The organism is Bradyrhizobium sp. 179 (assembly GCF_023073535.1).
Taxonomy (GTDB): Bacteria; Pseudomonadota; Alphaproteobacteria; order Rhizobiales; family Xanthobacteraceae; genus Bradyrhizobium.
Window position 1 is genome coordinate 1 of record NZ_JADPJR010000009.1, and the last position, 13,121, is coordinate 13,121.

The 13,121-nt window shown below is 63.6% G+C and carries 13 protein-coding genes; 6 read left to right on the forward strand and 7 right to left on the reverse strand.

The annotated features are described in order from the left end of the window. Positions 1-250 precede the first annotated feature (250 nt). The 5 genes from IVB12_RS01810 to pncA all read right to left on the reverse strand — a co-directional run bounded on the left by IVB12_RS01810 (position 251) and on the right by pncA (position 5,970). Positions 251-1,474: a DUF1236 domain-containing protein gene (locus IVB12_RS01810; RefSeq protein WP_247295059.1), complete on the reverse strand. Its 1,224-nt coding sequence runs from the start codon at positions 1,472-1,474 to the stop codon at positions 251-253. Positions 1,475-1,606: 132 nt separating this feature from the next. Further along, entirely contained in the window at positions 1,607-1,984 is a 378-nt protein-coding gene (locus tag IVB12_RS01815; RefSeq protein WP_247275624.1) for a GrlR family regulatory protein, read from the reverse strand. A gap of 35 nt (positions 1,985-2,019) precedes the next feature. Next, positions 2,020-4,053: an NAD(+) synthase gene (locus tag IVB12_RS01820; protein WP_247295062.1), complete on the reverse strand. Its 2,034-nt coding sequence runs from the start codon at positions 4,051-4,053 to the stop codon at positions 2,020-2,022. 161 nt (positions 4,054-4,214) lie between these two features. Further along, positions 4,215-5,330 (reverse strand): alpha/beta fold hydrolase, encoded by a 1,116-nt coding sequence (locus tag IVB12_RS01825; RefSeq protein WP_247295064.1) that lies wholly within the window; start codon positions 5,328-5,330, stop codon positions 4,215-4,217. A 13-nt stretch (positions 5,331-5,343) separates the two neighbouring features. After that, entirely contained in the window at positions 5,344-5,970 is a 627-nt protein-coding gene (gene pncA, locus IVB12_RS01830) for a bifunctional nicotinamidase/pyrazinamidase (RefSeq protein ID WP_247295066.1), read from the reverse strand. 267 nt (positions 5,971-6,237) lie between these two features. Between pncA and glk the strand changes: the two genes are divergently transcribed. From glk to IVB12_RS01845, 3 genes are all read left to right on the forward strand, one after another. After that, complete coding sequence (glk, locus tag IVB12_RS01835; protein ID WP_247295408.1) at positions 6,238-7,275, forward strand: glucokinase; 1,038 nt, start codon at positions 6,238-6,240, stop codon at positions 7,273-7,275. 100 nt (positions 7,276-7,375) lie between these two features. Continuing rightward, entirely contained in the window at positions 7,376-7,579 is a 204-nt protein-coding gene (locus tag IVB12_RS01840; protein ID WP_247295068.1) for a hypothetical protein, read from the forward strand. Positions 7,580-7,728: 149 nt separating this feature from the next. After that, positions 7,729-7,884 carry a hypothetical protein gene (locus tag IVB12_RS01845; protein ID WP_247295070.1) on the forward strand — a complete coding sequence of 52 codons (156 nt, stop codon included), beginning with the start codon at positions 7,729-7,731 and terminating at the stop codon, positions 7,882-7,884. A 109-nt stretch (positions 7,885-7,993) separates the two neighbouring features. On the opposite strand, the gene IVB12_RS01850 is transcribed toward IVB12_RS01845, so the two are convergent. After that, a complete protein-coding gene (locus IVB12_RS01850; protein ID WP_247275629.1) occupies positions 7,994-8,371 on the reverse strand; it encodes a response regulator in 378 nt (125 codons plus the stop codon). Between the two features lie 112 nt (positions 8,372-8,483). Next, entirely contained in the window at positions 8,484-9,284 is an 801-nt protein-coding gene (locus IVB12_RS01855) for a Spy/CpxP family protein refolding chaperone (protein WP_247295072.1), read from the reverse strand. 481 nt (positions 9,285-9,765) lie between these two features. Here IVB12_RS01855 and IVB12_RS01860 point away from each other — a divergent pair, with 481 nt between their 5' ends. The 3 genes from IVB12_RS01860 (at position 9,766) to IVB12_RS01870 (ending at position 13,104) form a co-directional block, all read left to right on the forward strand. Beyond that, positions 9,766-11,106 carry an extracellular solute-binding protein gene (locus IVB12_RS01860; RefSeq protein WP_247295074.1) on the forward strand — a complete coding sequence of 447 codons (1,341 nt, stop codon included), beginning with the start codon at positions 9,766-9,768 and terminating at the stop codon, positions 11,104-11,106. A 148-nt stretch (positions 11,107-11,254) separates the two neighbouring features. Then, positions 11,255-12,193 carry a sugar ABC transporter permease gene (locus IVB12_RS01865; protein ID WP_247295076.1) on the forward strand — a complete coding sequence of 313 codons (939 nt, stop codon included), beginning with the start codon at positions 11,255-11,257 and terminating at the stop codon, positions 12,191-12,193. After that, positions 12,193-13,104 carry a carbohydrate ABC transporter permease gene (locus tag IVB12_RS01870; protein WP_247295077.1) on the forward strand — a complete coding sequence of 304 codons (912 nt, stop codon included), beginning with the start codon at positions 12,193-12,195 and terminating at the stop codon, positions 13,102-13,104. The genes IVB12_RS01865 and IVB12_RS01870 overlap by 1 nt, the downstream gene beginning before the upstream one ends. The last annotated feature ends 17 nt before the right edge of the window (positions 13,105-13,121 follow it).

Genomic DNA, 13,121 nt, shown 5'->3' on the forward strand with positions numbered 1-13,121 from the left:
CCACATGGGGCGGGGGATTGAAGGCTGGGGCAAGGTGACGAGGTCCGGACTCCTAGGCACTCCGGACCTCGAAACTTTTCAGATTGAACGCGATGCGCGCCGTCCGGCTGTTCAGCCGGGCGGCGCGTTCGCGTTTCAGCGTCGTCGTTCGGCCCGGCGCCTAAAGCGCGATGAATCGTCATCGCGCTTCAGGCGGCTGTTTAAGCATGATCTTTTCGGAAAACCGCTTCGCACTTTTCCGGATCATGCTTTAGCGCGTCTGCGGCTCGATCGTCACCGTGCAGTCGCCCTGCCCTTGCGTTGCGACCACGATGTCACCCGCGGGAGCGCCGAGGGCAATCGGCGCGGACGAGCCGCCGCCGGGCATCTGGACCGTCACGCTCAGCGAATCCGTGCGCGCGGTCGAGCCGACGGTTGACGGCTCTGCTTCGGCCACGTTCCCCGAGGCATCGCGCCGCATGATCCGGCAGTTCACATTGCGGGCGCCGGCGGCCGCCATGCTCTGGCCGGCGCTGCCGCCCATCTGCGCACGAGCGCGCGACGGATCCCGCGGAACCTGGCTGACAATGCGATGCGTGCGCGGCTCGACGATGACGACGTCGTCATCCGTCGCGAAATACTCATAGTCGCGATATTGCGGCTCGATCGACACGATCTCAGGCGGCAGCCGATGCAGACGGACGCGCGAAGGGATCGTCTCACCCACCCGGATCGCGATGCTCAGGTTGCGCTCTGGTGGCGCCAGGCGCGCGCGGCTTACCGTTTCAGAGATCCGCACCTGCCGTTCAGACGTCATGCTGGTCTGCTGATTGACCTGCGTGTTGGTCTGCGTGGTCTGATTGGCTTGATTGGTCTGCGTGCCCGTCGCCGGCGCAGTCTGTGCATTGTTGGTTGGCGCCGTCCGGTTCGTGTCGGTCGCGGTAGCCGGGCGGTTGTTCTGTTGCGCCGGCGGCTGTTGTTCGGCGGCGTTGCGCGGCGGCTGGGTCTGGTTGCGCTCGTTCTGGTTGGCCGCAGCTCCACTGCGCTCGTTCTGCTGGCCCGCAGGGCCGGTCTTGGATTTTTCGGACTCGGCAGTTGATTTCTGCGGCGCGGACTTGTCCTGCTTCGTCTCTGCGCTGCTCTTGCTGCTGTCGCGCCCAGGTTTGGCGGTCTCGGCCTCGCGGTTGCGATCGCGCGAAGGTTCGCGAGATTCTTGTGCCCGATCCTTCGCCTTCGGTTGATCACGTTCGGCGGCTGTAGCTGGCTGGCGCTTGTCTTCGTTGGCCTCGCGCTTGGCCGCGCCGCCTTTCTCTTCGCGACCGGCCCCCTGGAGTCTCTCCTGAGCGCCCTGCGTGCGCTCCTGAACCCGCTCTTGAGCGCCTTGGGCTGCGCCCCCGCGCTGCGGCGCAGCGCCTTTGGCCGGTTCCTCGGTCCGTTTCGGCTCGTCTTTCCGCTCACCGGGCGCCTGGGCGTAGGCGAAGCCGGAGGCGAGCATCAGTCCGACGGCCGCGGTCGATAACATCAAGTGCTTGCGCATAGTCCCTCTCCTCGACAATTCACAGCAACAGACGCGAACGTTCTGCGGGTACGAAGGTTCCTGCCAAGGAACGGGAGCAGATCACGCGGCTTACATTGCGTCCTTCAACGTGAGGCGGGCCGTGAATGTCACGGTGGTCTTGCCGACCAGCGCCATGCCTTCGACCTCGGCGCCGCCGGCCGAGTAGTCGCCCGAGAAACCGCAGGTGACCTCCCTGCCGCCGAATGCGAGGGTCTTGCCGATGGCTTCGGTATGCTGATTGACGATCATGTCGCCGCGCCACTTGCCGTTCCGGAACGTGTAGCTGCCGGTGTAATAGAAATAGCTGTCGCCGCCCATGATGCGCCCGTCGCAGAGCACGACCACGCCCCTGGCCTGACCGCGTTTGCCGTCGCGCATTTCGATATCGAAGATGTAGAGGCCGTTGACGACCTTGGCTTCCTCACCCGCCCCCTCTCCGACTGGCATCCGATCGTCCCCTCAATGTCCATGCGCCGCGCCGATCAGTTCGGCACGTTCCGTTCAAGATCCTCAAGCCATGCCGCCGCGCTCGCATCCGACGGGGCTCGCCAGTCGCCGCGCGGCGACAATGACCCACCCGCCGAGACCTTCGGTCCATTCGGCATCGCCGAGCGCTTGAACTGGCTGAAAGCGAAGAAGCGACGCAGGAATACCTCGAGCCAGCGCCGGATCTCGGGAAGATCGTAGGCCCTGCGCCGGTCGCTCGGGAAGGCCGGCGGCCATTCGCCCGTGGCGACGTCCTTCCAGGCGTGCTGCGCCATGAAGGCGATCTTGGAGGGACGCATGCCGAAGCGCAGCGTGTAGAACAGGTTGAAATCCTGCAGCTCGTAGGGCCCGACCGACGCTTCCGTGCTCTGCGGCTTCTCGCCCGGCTGCACCGGCACCAGCTCTGGAGAGATTTCGGCAGCGAGGATCGCGCCAAGCGTGCGGTTGACGTTGTCGCTGAACTGGTTCGATGAGATCACCCAGCGGATGAGATGCTGGATCAGCGTCTTCGGCACGCCGGCATTGACGTTGTAATGCGCCATCTGGTCGCCGACGCCATAGGTGCACCAGCCGAGCGCGAGTTCAGAGAGATCGCCCGTGCCGATAACGATGCCGCCGTGATGGTTGGCGAGGCGGAACAGATAGTCCGTGCGCAGGCCAGCCTGCACATTCTCGAAGGTGACGTCGTAGACCTTCTGGCCCTTGCCAAAGGGGTGGCCGATATCCTTCAGCATTTGCGTGGCCGTGGCGCGGATGTCGAGCTCTTGCCAGCTCGTCTGCAACGCCTTCATCAGCGCCAGCGCGTGGGTCTTGCTCTCGCTGCCGGTCGCAAAGCCCGGCATCGTGTAAGCCAGGATGTTTTCGCGCGGCAGGCCGAGGAGATCGACTGCCTTGGCGGCGACGATCAGGGCGTGCGTGGAATCGAGCCCGCCGGAGACGCCGATCACGACGCGCTTGGTGCCGGTGGCGCGCATCCGCTGAACGAGGCCGGCGACCTGGATGTTGTAGGCCTCGTAGCAATCCTGCTCGAGCAGGCTCTCGTCGCTCGGCACGAACGGAAACCGCTCGACCTTGCGCAGGAAGCCGATGTCGGCGGCCGGCGGCTTCAGCGCGAATGTCACCTTGCGGAAAAACGCCTCTCGCTGCCGGCGATTGTCGTCGAACGTGCCCATCAGCGCGCGCTCCTGCCTGAGCAGGTCGAGATCGACGTCGGCCAGCGTAATCTGGCCGTCCTGGCGGAACCGCTCGCCCTCGGCCAGCAGCACGCCATTCTCGTAGATCGAGGTCTGGCCGTCCCAGGCCAGATCGGTGGTCGATTCCCCTGCTCCGGCGGCGGAATAGACGTAGGCTGCGAGGCAGCGCGCCGATGTCGATTGGCACAGCAGCGCGCGCGAGCGTGCCCGGCCGATCGTGATCGGGCTGCCCGAGAGGTTGATCAGCACGCTGGCGCCCGCGAGGGCGAGCTCGGATGCCGGCGTCACCGGAATCCACATGTCCTCGCAGATCTCGACGCCGATGGTGAGGCCCGGAACGTCCTCGGCCGAGAACAGAAGGTCGACGCCGAACGGCGCATGCAGCCCGCCAAAGGAGATCGTCTCTCCGGCGATGCCCGCGCCGGAGGCGAAATGCCGTCCTTCGTAGAATTCGCGATAGGTCGGCAGATAGCTCTTGGGCACAACGCCGAGCACGTTGCCGCGATGGATGACGACCGCACAATTATAAATGCGATGGCCAAAGCGCAGCGGTGCGCCGACGATCAGGACTGTCATCAGTGCCGCGGAGGCCTCGGCGATCGCAGCGAGCCCGCGCTCGACCGCATCGAGCAGCGGATCCTGCTTGACCAGGTCTTCGATCGCGTAGCCGGACAGGCACAGCTCGGGAAACACGGCAACTGCCACCGATTGTTCGTGGCAGGCATTGGCCGCCACCAGGACGGCCTTCGCATTGGCCGAGGGGTCGGCCACGCGGGAGGTGGTGACGCAGGCCCCTACGCGCGCAAATCCATGGGCATAGATCGAGTGGAAAGACATCAAGCGCTGTACCTTCAATCCTTGCAATCTCTTCAATCACTTGCGCCACTAGCCGCAGCCGCCAGCACCGCATCATATGTAGCCCATCGACCGGCGCCCGTGCAGACCATCCGCCGTCATGCATAACCGATTTGCATGTCGGCCAGCCGGCGCCCGCGACGTCAGGCGCTGCGCGCCAAGACCCCGGACAGGTCGTCGCGGAGCCATTCGGCTATCCGAGGCCAGGCATGGGCGTGGGTCCGCGCCCCCATGAAAAGGCCGAGATGACCGCTCGGCTCGGAAGCTGCCGCAATGAAAGCCGGCGGCGTGCCGACGAGATCAGCGGTGGCGAGCGCCTGCACAGCCGGCACGACGTCGTCGTCCAGCCCGGCCAGCAGGAAGATCGGCGCCTTGACGTCCTTCAGGTCAACCGGGCGGCCGAGCGCGACGAATTTGCCGCCGGCAATCCGGTTCTCCCGGAAAATCCAGTTGACGATCTGAAGGTAATAAGTGCCGGGCAAATCGAGCGTCTCGCTATTCCAGCGGTCGAAGCGCGCGAGCAGGGTCGCGCCCTCCTCGTCCGAGAGTCCCCTCTGCAACGCCACTGCGATATCGTCGCCGTCAGGCGCCTTGGACCAGAAGCGCAGCATCTCCTCGCCCCTGACATTGCCGCCGCCGCGAGCGACGAGCTGGTCGTAGACCAGCTCGGGCGCGTTGCGGGCGAGCCGCGACAGCGCCGAGTCGATCGACAGATCGACCGGAGCGCCGACCAGGACCAGCCGCCGCACCTTGGTCGGAAAGCGCGCCGCATAGAGCAGCGACAGCCAGCCGCCCTGGCACAACCCGACGAGATCGACCGGCGCGCCGATCTCGTCGATGGCGACGTTGAGATCGGTCAGATAGCTGTCGATCGAGAGATAGCGCATCTCCGGCGTGGCTGACCGCCAGTCGGTGAGATAGACGCGGTCGATGCCGCCATTTTGCAGCGACTGCACCACGCTGTGGCCAGGCGCGAAGTCGGCGATCAGGGCCCGATGCAGCGCATAGGGCGCGCAGACCAGCGCCGGCTGCCCGGACCGCGTCTGCGTGAAATCGCGCAGGCGCATGGTCGCAAGCTCCAGCGCGACCGTGCTGGGCGTCGTCCACAGCAGGCTGCTCTCGCCCTGCTCCGCAGCTCCACGTTCCAGCCACCAGAAACAGGCGTCCATGGCCAGTCGCGCCGCCGCAAACGGCCACAGCAGCGGGTCATCCGGCGCATGGCCTGATCCGCCTGGCTGTCTGCCGGCCTTCTCCACCATGGCTATCTCATCCTCACAGGAACGCCTCGAGGCTCACGACCGAAATGCCGCGATCCTTAAAACTCCTGTGGGTGGCAGCCACGGAGCCGTCGAGATCGATGCCGCGACAGGCGTCCTCGACGACGGCGACCTCGAAACCTGCCGTGCGAGCGTCCTCCGCCGAGAAGCGAACACAGAAATCCAGCGCCAGACCGGCGACGAAGACGGTCTTCAGCTCGCGTTCGCGCAAGTAACCGAGCAGTCCGGTCGGCGTCTTATGGTCGTTCTCGAATAGCGCCGAATAAGAATCGATGCCGCGGCGAAAGCCCTTGCGCACCACCAGGCTCGCCCTGACAACGTCGAGCTCCCGGTGGAATTCAGCGCCCGTCGTACCCTGCACGCAATGAGAGGGCCAGAGAACCTGGGTGCCGTAGTCGAGCTCGATGGTCTGGAACGGCTGCTTGCCGGCATGGTTGGCCGCGAATGACACGTGATCACGCGGATGCCAGTCCTGGGTCAACACCACATTGGCGAATTTTTGGGCGATTCGGTTGATGGCGGGGACGACCTTTTCGCCGCCGGGAACGGCGAGCGCCCCGCCGGTGCAGAAGTCGTTCTGTACGTCAATCGCCAGCAGCACGTCGCGGTCGGAAATCTTCATCGCTGGTCTCGTTGCATCTGCGCCGGCGCGAAGGCGCCAGGCGCGCTCCCCTAGTGTCCGCCTTCCCGCGCTGCTGCGCAACCGTTGGTCCGTGAGGAAGCACCCGCGAATTGGTCGGCGGAAGGGCGCACAGGGTGCAACGGTTTGACGTCAACCGTGTTGACTAGCTGCACCCAAGGACGGATTCTGACAGCCGTTCGCAATTTGCGATCAGAGAGCGGAGGAAGCGGTTCCCGCAGCCCGTGCGGCTGCGGCAGCCATATGGCCATGACGATCGGCAAGACAGGACAGATTCTTCTCGCCGATATCGGCGGCACCAATGCGCGCTTCGCGCTGAGCCAGGCTGAATCGAGTAACGGCGATCCGACCGGACCGATCGACTACGTCAAGGTCGCCGACTTCCCGACCGTTCGGGAGGCCATCGTCGATGTTCTCGCTCGCAGGTCCTCCGGCGGGCAGCCCGGAAGAGCCGTGCTGGCGGTGGCGGGCCCCGTCACCAACAATCGCTGCGTCATGACCAACAGTCCGTGGGTCATCGACGGCAACGAGCTGCAAGCTGCGCTCGGCTTCGACAGCGTCCACGTGCTCAACGACTTCGAGGTGGTGGCCTGGTCCCTTCCCGCCTTGCAGCCTGCCGACCTCATTCCGCTTGGCGGCCAGAATGGCCTGCCCGGAGAGCCCTTGCTGGTGGTTGGGCCCGGAACCGGCTTTGGGGTGTCCTGTTTGGTCGAGCGCCATGGCGCACGGCTGGCGGTCGTGACCGAGGCCGGTCACGCCACCCTGCCGGCGGAGAACGAGCGCGAGGAACGCGTGATCGCCTGTCTGCGCAAGCGCCTCGGCCATGTCTCCATCGAGCGCGGCGCGCTCTCGGGTTCCGGCCTGCAAAGCCTCTACGAGGCCCTGGCGGAGGTCGATGGCGCCCAAGTACCGCATCGGGATCCTGCCGCCATCACAAAGGCCGCGCTGGAGGGCACTTGCCTCGTCAGCCGCGCGACGCTCGACATGTTCTGCGCCATCCTCGGCTCGGTCGCGGGCAATCTCGCCGTGACCTTCGGCGCCCGCGGCGGCGTCTATATCGCCGGCGGGATCGTGCCGCGTTTTCCCGAGTTCCTCGCGGCGTCCGCATTCCGAGCACGCTTCGAGGCCAAGGGACGCTTCCAGGATTACTTGCGCAACATCCCGACCAGGCTGGTGATCAAGCCCGATGCGAGCTTCGTCGGCCTCAAGATGTTCGCCCAGCACAATCCAATTGACCAAATTGAGCGGACGAAGCGCCCGCTCGCGGGTCCAGCAATTCACAGCTGATTGCAGCGTACACCGGATTTCACGCAGGATCGTGCTTGCCTGCGCGTTTGGCATGCGAAACAATCCTGTCCTGTGTGTGGCGTAGTTGCGGGGGCGTGGCATGCGTAAACAGGATTTCGGTTTCGACTATCACCGCTATCACCGCCTGCTGCGCGAGGCGGATAACGAAGACAAGCGGCTGGCCTTGATCGAGCTCCTGATCGAGGAAAAGGCAAGGGACCGGCTGGCCGCCCAGCGCGCTTCGGATCGCGCCGCCATGACGGCGCATACCATTGCCACGGTGCTGAGAAAGGGTCGCAACTGAGGCTTGCGAGCTCGTCCCGGCGCGGGAGAACACGGGCGATTGCGACTTCGTTAACGATGCCTCGCAATCTGACGTCAAACTTTTTGCTCTAAGACTTCCCCCACCTGAGGCAAATCAGGGCCAATAACCAATAAAGGGGGGAAGTGAACATGAGCATGATCTCGCTCGCCGTAATGCCGGCCGCCGCCGAACCGCGGTTCGCCGTTTCTTCGTTCAAGACCATCTTGCTGTTCTGCTGCACCGGCCTGGCCGTCTCGTTCGGCCTGATCGCGCGTGGCATCGATCTCAGCGCCGGCCTGATCTGACAGCGCGCCGAGCTCTTTCGCCAAATGGCCGTCCCCGACGGGCGGCCATTTTCGTTGGTGATCTCAGTGCGGCGTCTCGCCGTCACCAGTGCGGCGTCTAGGCCGGCATTCAATGCGGCGCCTTCTCTGTGGCTTCCGGAAACATCGAATCGATCATCGCCTTGAGCTGATCCATCGCGATCGGCTTTCGCAGGATCGGCCTGCGCCGCAGCAAGGACGGCAGCAGCTCCGGTCCATAACCCGTCGCGAACAGAAACGGTTTTCCGCGTCGCTCGATCAGGTCGGCGACGGGATCGACGTAGACGCCCATCAGATTGATGTCGAGGATGGCCAGATCGTACTGCGCGGTCATGGCAAAGGCGCTGGCATCGCGGACATTGTCCGCTTCCGCAACGACGCGGTGGCCGAGCTCCTCCACCATGTCGGCGATCATCATCCGGATCAACGCCTCGTCTTCGACCAGGAAAACGGAGAGTCCGTCCGCCATATCAACCCCGCAGTCAGCCTTACGAAGCTAACCATAACCGAATTGCGGAGAGGATACACGAATTCGTGGCCGGCGCCCTTAATTCAGACGCGCCCGATCCGATTCAACTTGATCAATCCAATCCTCGCTCGTGGCTCAGGCGCACCATCTCCTGAATGAAGACCTGCTTCTGCTTGTCATCGAGGCTTGAATAGAGCGGCTCGGCCGCGTCGGCGACGTTGCGCTGGTCGGCCGCCCGGTCGATCAGGAACTGCGCCTCGTTGCGCATCTGCTCGATGATATCGTCGGGCGGATCGCGCTTGGCGCGCGCGACCCGAAGGTTGAGCCGCTCTGCACCATTATGCCCGAGGTAGTGCATGGCGCTCGAGAAGCCGTACCAGTGCTTCTCCTGATCGGGCGTGAGGTTCAGTTCGGTCTTGATCCGCTCGATATAGGCATCGCTGTTGGCAACGATCTGTTCCGCGCTCTGCTGCGGAGCGCCGGTCTGGGTGAGAACCGTCACATCCTTATTTTCTTTATTGTCCTTGCCATTTTGCGGGGCGTTCTTCGCTTCCTTGCTCGCTTTGGTGCCCTTCCCCGCCTTGGCGCTCTTGGCGTCCTTGTCCTTGCCGCCCGGCTGCTTGGCATCCTTGCTTGCATCCTTGCTGGCCTCCTTGGGCGGCGGCGCCTGATTGCCATTGTTGCCGACGCCGAGCACGCCGGTGAAGACGCCCACCACGCCGCCGATGGCGCCGCCGAGCACGCCGCCGACCGGACCTGCCGCCTTGTTTCCGGCCGCCGCGCCCTCCTGAACGCCTTTGACCAGACCTTGGGCGTTCGCCACCGCGGCGACGCCCAGCAGCAGCGCGAGCACGGACCCCAGCGCCAACCATCGTCGCAGGTGAAGCCGCGCTGGCAGCACCGGTTTGATCATTCTCGTCTCCATCGTCGATCTGGCTGGCCTGTCGGGCGAAAGGCCCATGGCAATTGCAACTCTATCGTTTCCGCCGCGCCGAGGTCCAGACGCCACCAATCGCCGTCCACGCCCGAAAAGTCTTTCGCGCGAAGCGGTTATGCAGGCTTATTCGAAACTGCGGCGTAATTGCGCACGGATCGTTCGAGGGCTCGTTAGCGCCAAGTGTGCGTCGCAAAATGAACGTCCGCGGTTTGCCTGCAACACACGGTCGTGAATGCGCTCGCGGCGCTGCCGGGGCACACCATTAGTTCTAGACGAGGAGCCGTTCGGCTTTCTCGACAGATGCGATCAATCATGATCTGATCGCGCTACCAATTTGCTGCGATCTCGCGTGAATACCGCGAGCCGACGGCACCAATAAGAAAATCCAACAACGAGAACTCAAGAAAGAAGTCTCTCAGAGGAAACTCCAACAACAACACCCAAGCGAGGAAACGAGATGTCACGCAAGACACTGACGCGACGTCAATTTGTGGCTGCCACTGCAATGTCCTCCGCGGCGCTGATCACGGCGCCTTATGTCAGGGGCGCTTATGCCGCCGGCAAGCTCTCAATCGGCTTCTGGGACCATTGGGTGCCCGGCGCCAACAAAGCCTCGACCGATCTCGTCAACGAATGGGCCGCGAAGGAGAAGGTGGAAGTCTCCATCGACTACATCACCAGCAACAACAAGAAGATCGAGCTGACCGCCGCGGCCGAAGCCCAGGCCAAGTCGGGTCATGACATTCTTCAGATGCCGAGCTGGTGGCCGCAGGCCTATGCCGAGAACCTCGAGCCGCTCAACGACGTCATGGAGCCGCTCCTCAAGCAGAATGGCGAGGTGAACGGCACCGTCAAATATCTCGGGAATTCGGGCGGCAAATGGCTCGCAGTGCCCGCGACCCCCGGCAGCCAGATCAAGGGGCCCTGCTCCCGCATCGATTTGATGAAGCAGCACGCCGGCATCGACGTACAGGAGATGTACCCGGCCGGCAGCCCGCCCAAAGCGGACAATTGGACCGTGGAGACCTTCCTGAAGGCAGCCGAGGCTTGCCAGAAGGCCGGCTTTGCATTCGGCATCGGCCTCGGCGAGACCACCGACAGCGTGGATACCGCCGGCGCGATCTTTCAGTCCTTCGGCGCCGAGCTCGTCAACGCCAAGGGCGATATCACGGTGAAGACCGATCAGGTTCGCCAGGCCATGGAATTCTACAAGAAGCTGATCGCGTTTCTGCCGCCGGATGCACCCTCCTGGGACGATGCCTCGAACAACAAATGGCTGATCTCCGGCCGTGGCGCGATGATCCTGAATCCGCCGAGCGCCTGGGCTGTTGCCAAGCGCGATGCGCCGCAGGTCGCCGAGCAGTGCTGGACGCACGGCTTCCCGTCCGGTCCGAAGGGCCGGTTTGCGCCGTACCTGCCGTACTTCTGGGGCGTCTGGAGCTTCGGCAAGAACAAGGAGGCGGCCAAGAGCCTGCTCGTTCACTTGTCCGCGCCGTCATCGATCGAGAAGTTCGTCGCGGTGAGCGGCGGCTATGACCTGCCGGCCTATGCGAACATGACCAAGTTCAAGACCTGGGCGGAAGAAGGGCCGCCGAAGGGAACGCTCTTTCACTATCCTGACCCGTACAAGCATCAGACGCTGTCGATCGCGGCATCGCCAGCGCCGCCCAAGATCGCACAGCAGATCTACTTCCAGGCGACGCTGACCAAGATGGCACTGCGTTATGCGCGAGGCGAAACGTTGGAGCAGGCGCTCGCCTGGGCCGAGGGCGAGTGCGAAGGCTTCATGCGGAGCTAGGCCGGGGCCTGCTGACAGGGCGGCTCGCGTCACCTGCGTGAGCCGCCCTGGCTCCGTGCTTCAATCTGCTTGACGGTGGAGCCGCCTCGCCGGCTTCACGGTTGGACAGCATAAGAGCATACAGAAAGACTGACCCAAGGATTCTGATATGGCCGATGTCGTCGTTGAGCGAGGTCGCATCGCCCGTGCGGCGGGCGCCCGCAGGGGAACGAGCCTGCGCAATGCGCTCGGGCGCAAATCGACGGTCGCGTTTTTCCTGACGCTGCCGCTGATCCTCCTGATCGCGCTGCTCGTGCTCTACCCCGCCTTCTATTCCGTTCATCTGGCCACGCTGAACAAGTCGATGACGAAGTTCGTCGGCTTCGGCAACTTGACCTTCCTGTTCAAGCGCGAGACGTTCTGGATGGTGGTGCAGCAGTCCTGCATCTTCGCGATCACGGCCGTGATCTTCAAAGCGCTGATCGGCTTCATCGTCGCGCATTTCGTCCACAACATTCCGGCCAAGGGCCAGCGCAAATGGCGCGGCATGCTGCTGGTGCCCTGGGTGATCCCACCGGCAATGAGTACGCTGGCCTGGCTGTGGCTGTTCGACCCTTCCTACAGCGCCTTCAACTACACGCTGTCCTTCTTCGGCGTCGGCCCGATCCCCTGGCTCGGCGACACCTTCTGGGCACGCTTCTCCGTCATCCTCGTCAACATCTGGTACGGCGCGCCTTTCTTCATGATCATGTATCTGGCCGCGCTGAAATCCGTCCCCGATCAACTCTACGAGGCCGCCGCGATCGATGGCGCCAATTGGTGGCAGCGGATCTGGTACGTCACCTTGCCGATGATGCGCAATATCATCGCCATCACCACGCTGTTCTCGCTGATCGTCACCTTCGCCAATTTCGACATCGTGCGCATCCTGACCTCAGGCGGTCCGCTGGATACGACGCATCTGTTCGCCACCTGGGCGTTCCAGGTCGGCATCCAGAGCAGCGACATCCCGCTCGGCGCCTGTGTCTCGCTGTTCATGGTGCCGATCCTGGCGGTCGCTGCGATCTTCATCCTGCGCGATGTCAACAAACGCGGAAACGAAGCCTGATGAGCACGCTCGCAATCGACAAGGCCGGCCCCTCCCGCAAGGTCAAGTATGGCAGCATGAGCCGCGACCGCGCCTGGGCGCTGCGCTGGTCCTACTTCTTCCTGGTGCTGTTCGCGATCTTCTTCCTGACGCCGCCGATCTATATGCTGATCACCTCGCTCAAGAGCAGCGCGGAGATATCGGCGGCAACCAATCCCTGGTGGGTATTCCACCCGACGCTGTCGAACTATGTCGAGCTGCTGAGCTCGAACCAGTTTCTGCGCTTCTTCTGGAACTCGTCGATCGTGTCGATCGTGGTCGTGATCATCACGATGCTGATCAGCATCCCCGCGGCCTTTGCGCTGGCGCGGATGAAGTTCTGGGGCTCAGCGACGCTGGCCACCGGCGTCTTTCTTACCTACCTGATCCCGGACAGTCTTCTCTTCATCCCGCTGTTCAAGATGCTCGGGGTCGTCCAAGACTACACCGGCATCACGCTGCTCAACCGATGGTACGTGCTGCTGTTCATCTATCCGACGTTGACGGTGCCGTTCTGCACCTGGATCATGATCGGCTATTTCGCCTCGATCCCGAAGGAGCTCGATGAAGCCGCCCTCATCGATGGCGCCTCGTGGCTCCAGACCTTGACCCGGATCTTCATTCCCGTTGCATTGCCCGGGCTGATCGCGGCGACCATCTTCGCCTTCACGGTGTCCTGGGCCCAGTTCCTCTATCCGCTGGTGTTCACGACCTCGATCGATCAGCTCGTGCTGCCGGTCGGCATCACCACCACACTGATCAAGGGCGACGTCTTCAACTGGGGACAGATCATGACCGGGGCGCTGCTTGGCGCCGCGCCGCCGCTGATCATCTACGCCTTCCTGATGGACTATTACATTGCCGGCCTGACCGCCGGCGCGACGAAGGGTTGAAATCGAGGGGTTGAAGT

Excerpts from the sequence above, each read along its gene's own strand:
- IVB12_RS01810 (WP_247295059.1), bottom strand. The coding sequence starts at position 1,474 with ATGCTCGCCTCCGGCTTCGCCTACGCCCAGGCGCCCGGTGAGCGGAAA.
- IVB12_RS01815 (WP_247275624.1), bottom strand. The coding sequence starts at position 1,984 with ATGCCAGTCGGAGAGGGGGCGGGTGAGGAAGCCAAGGTCGTCAACGGC.
- IVB12_RS01820 (WP_247295062.1), bottom strand. The coding sequence starts at position 4,053 with ATGTCTTTCCACTCGATCTATGCCCATGGATTTGCGCGCGTAGGGGCC.
- IVB12_RS01825 (WP_247295064.1), bottom strand. The coding sequence starts at position 5,330 with ATGGTGGAGAAGGCCGGCAGACAGCCAGGCGGATCAGGCCATGCGCCG.
- pncA (WP_247295066.1), bottom strand. The coding sequence starts at position 5,970 with ATGAAGATTTCCGACCGCGACGTGCTGCTGGCGATTGACGTACAGAAC.
- glk (WP_247295408.1), top strand. The coding sequence starts at position 6,238 with ATGACGATCGGCAAGACAGGACAGATTCTTCTCGCCGATATCGGCGGC.
- IVB12_RS01840 (WP_247295068.1), top strand. The coding sequence starts at position 7,376 with ATGCGTAAACAGGATTTCGGTTTCGACTATCACCGCTATCACCGCCTG.
- IVB12_RS01845 (WP_247295070.1), top strand. The coding sequence starts at position 7,729 with ATGAGCATGATCTCGCTCGCCGTAATGCCGGCCGCCGCCGAACCGCGG.
- IVB12_RS01850 (WP_247275629.1), bottom strand. The coding sequence starts at position 8,371 with ATGGCGGACGGACTCTCCGTTTTCCTGGTCGAAGACGAGGCGTTGATC.
- IVB12_RS01855 (WP_247295072.1), bottom strand. The coding sequence starts at position 9,284 with ATGATCAAACCGGTGCTGCCAGCGCGGCTTCACCTGCGACGATGGTTG.
- IVB12_RS01860 (WP_247295074.1), top strand. The coding sequence starts at position 9,766 with ATGTCACGCAAGACACTGACGCGACGTCAATTTGTGGCTGCCACTGCA.
- IVB12_RS01865 (WP_247295076.1), top strand. The coding sequence starts at position 11,255 with ATGGCCGATGTCGTCGTTGAGCGAGGTCGCATCGCCCGTGCGGCGGGC.
- IVB12_RS01870 (WP_247295077.1), top strand. The coding sequence starts at position 12,193 with ATGAGCACGCTCGCAATCGACAAGGCCGGCCCCTCCCGCAAGGTCAAG.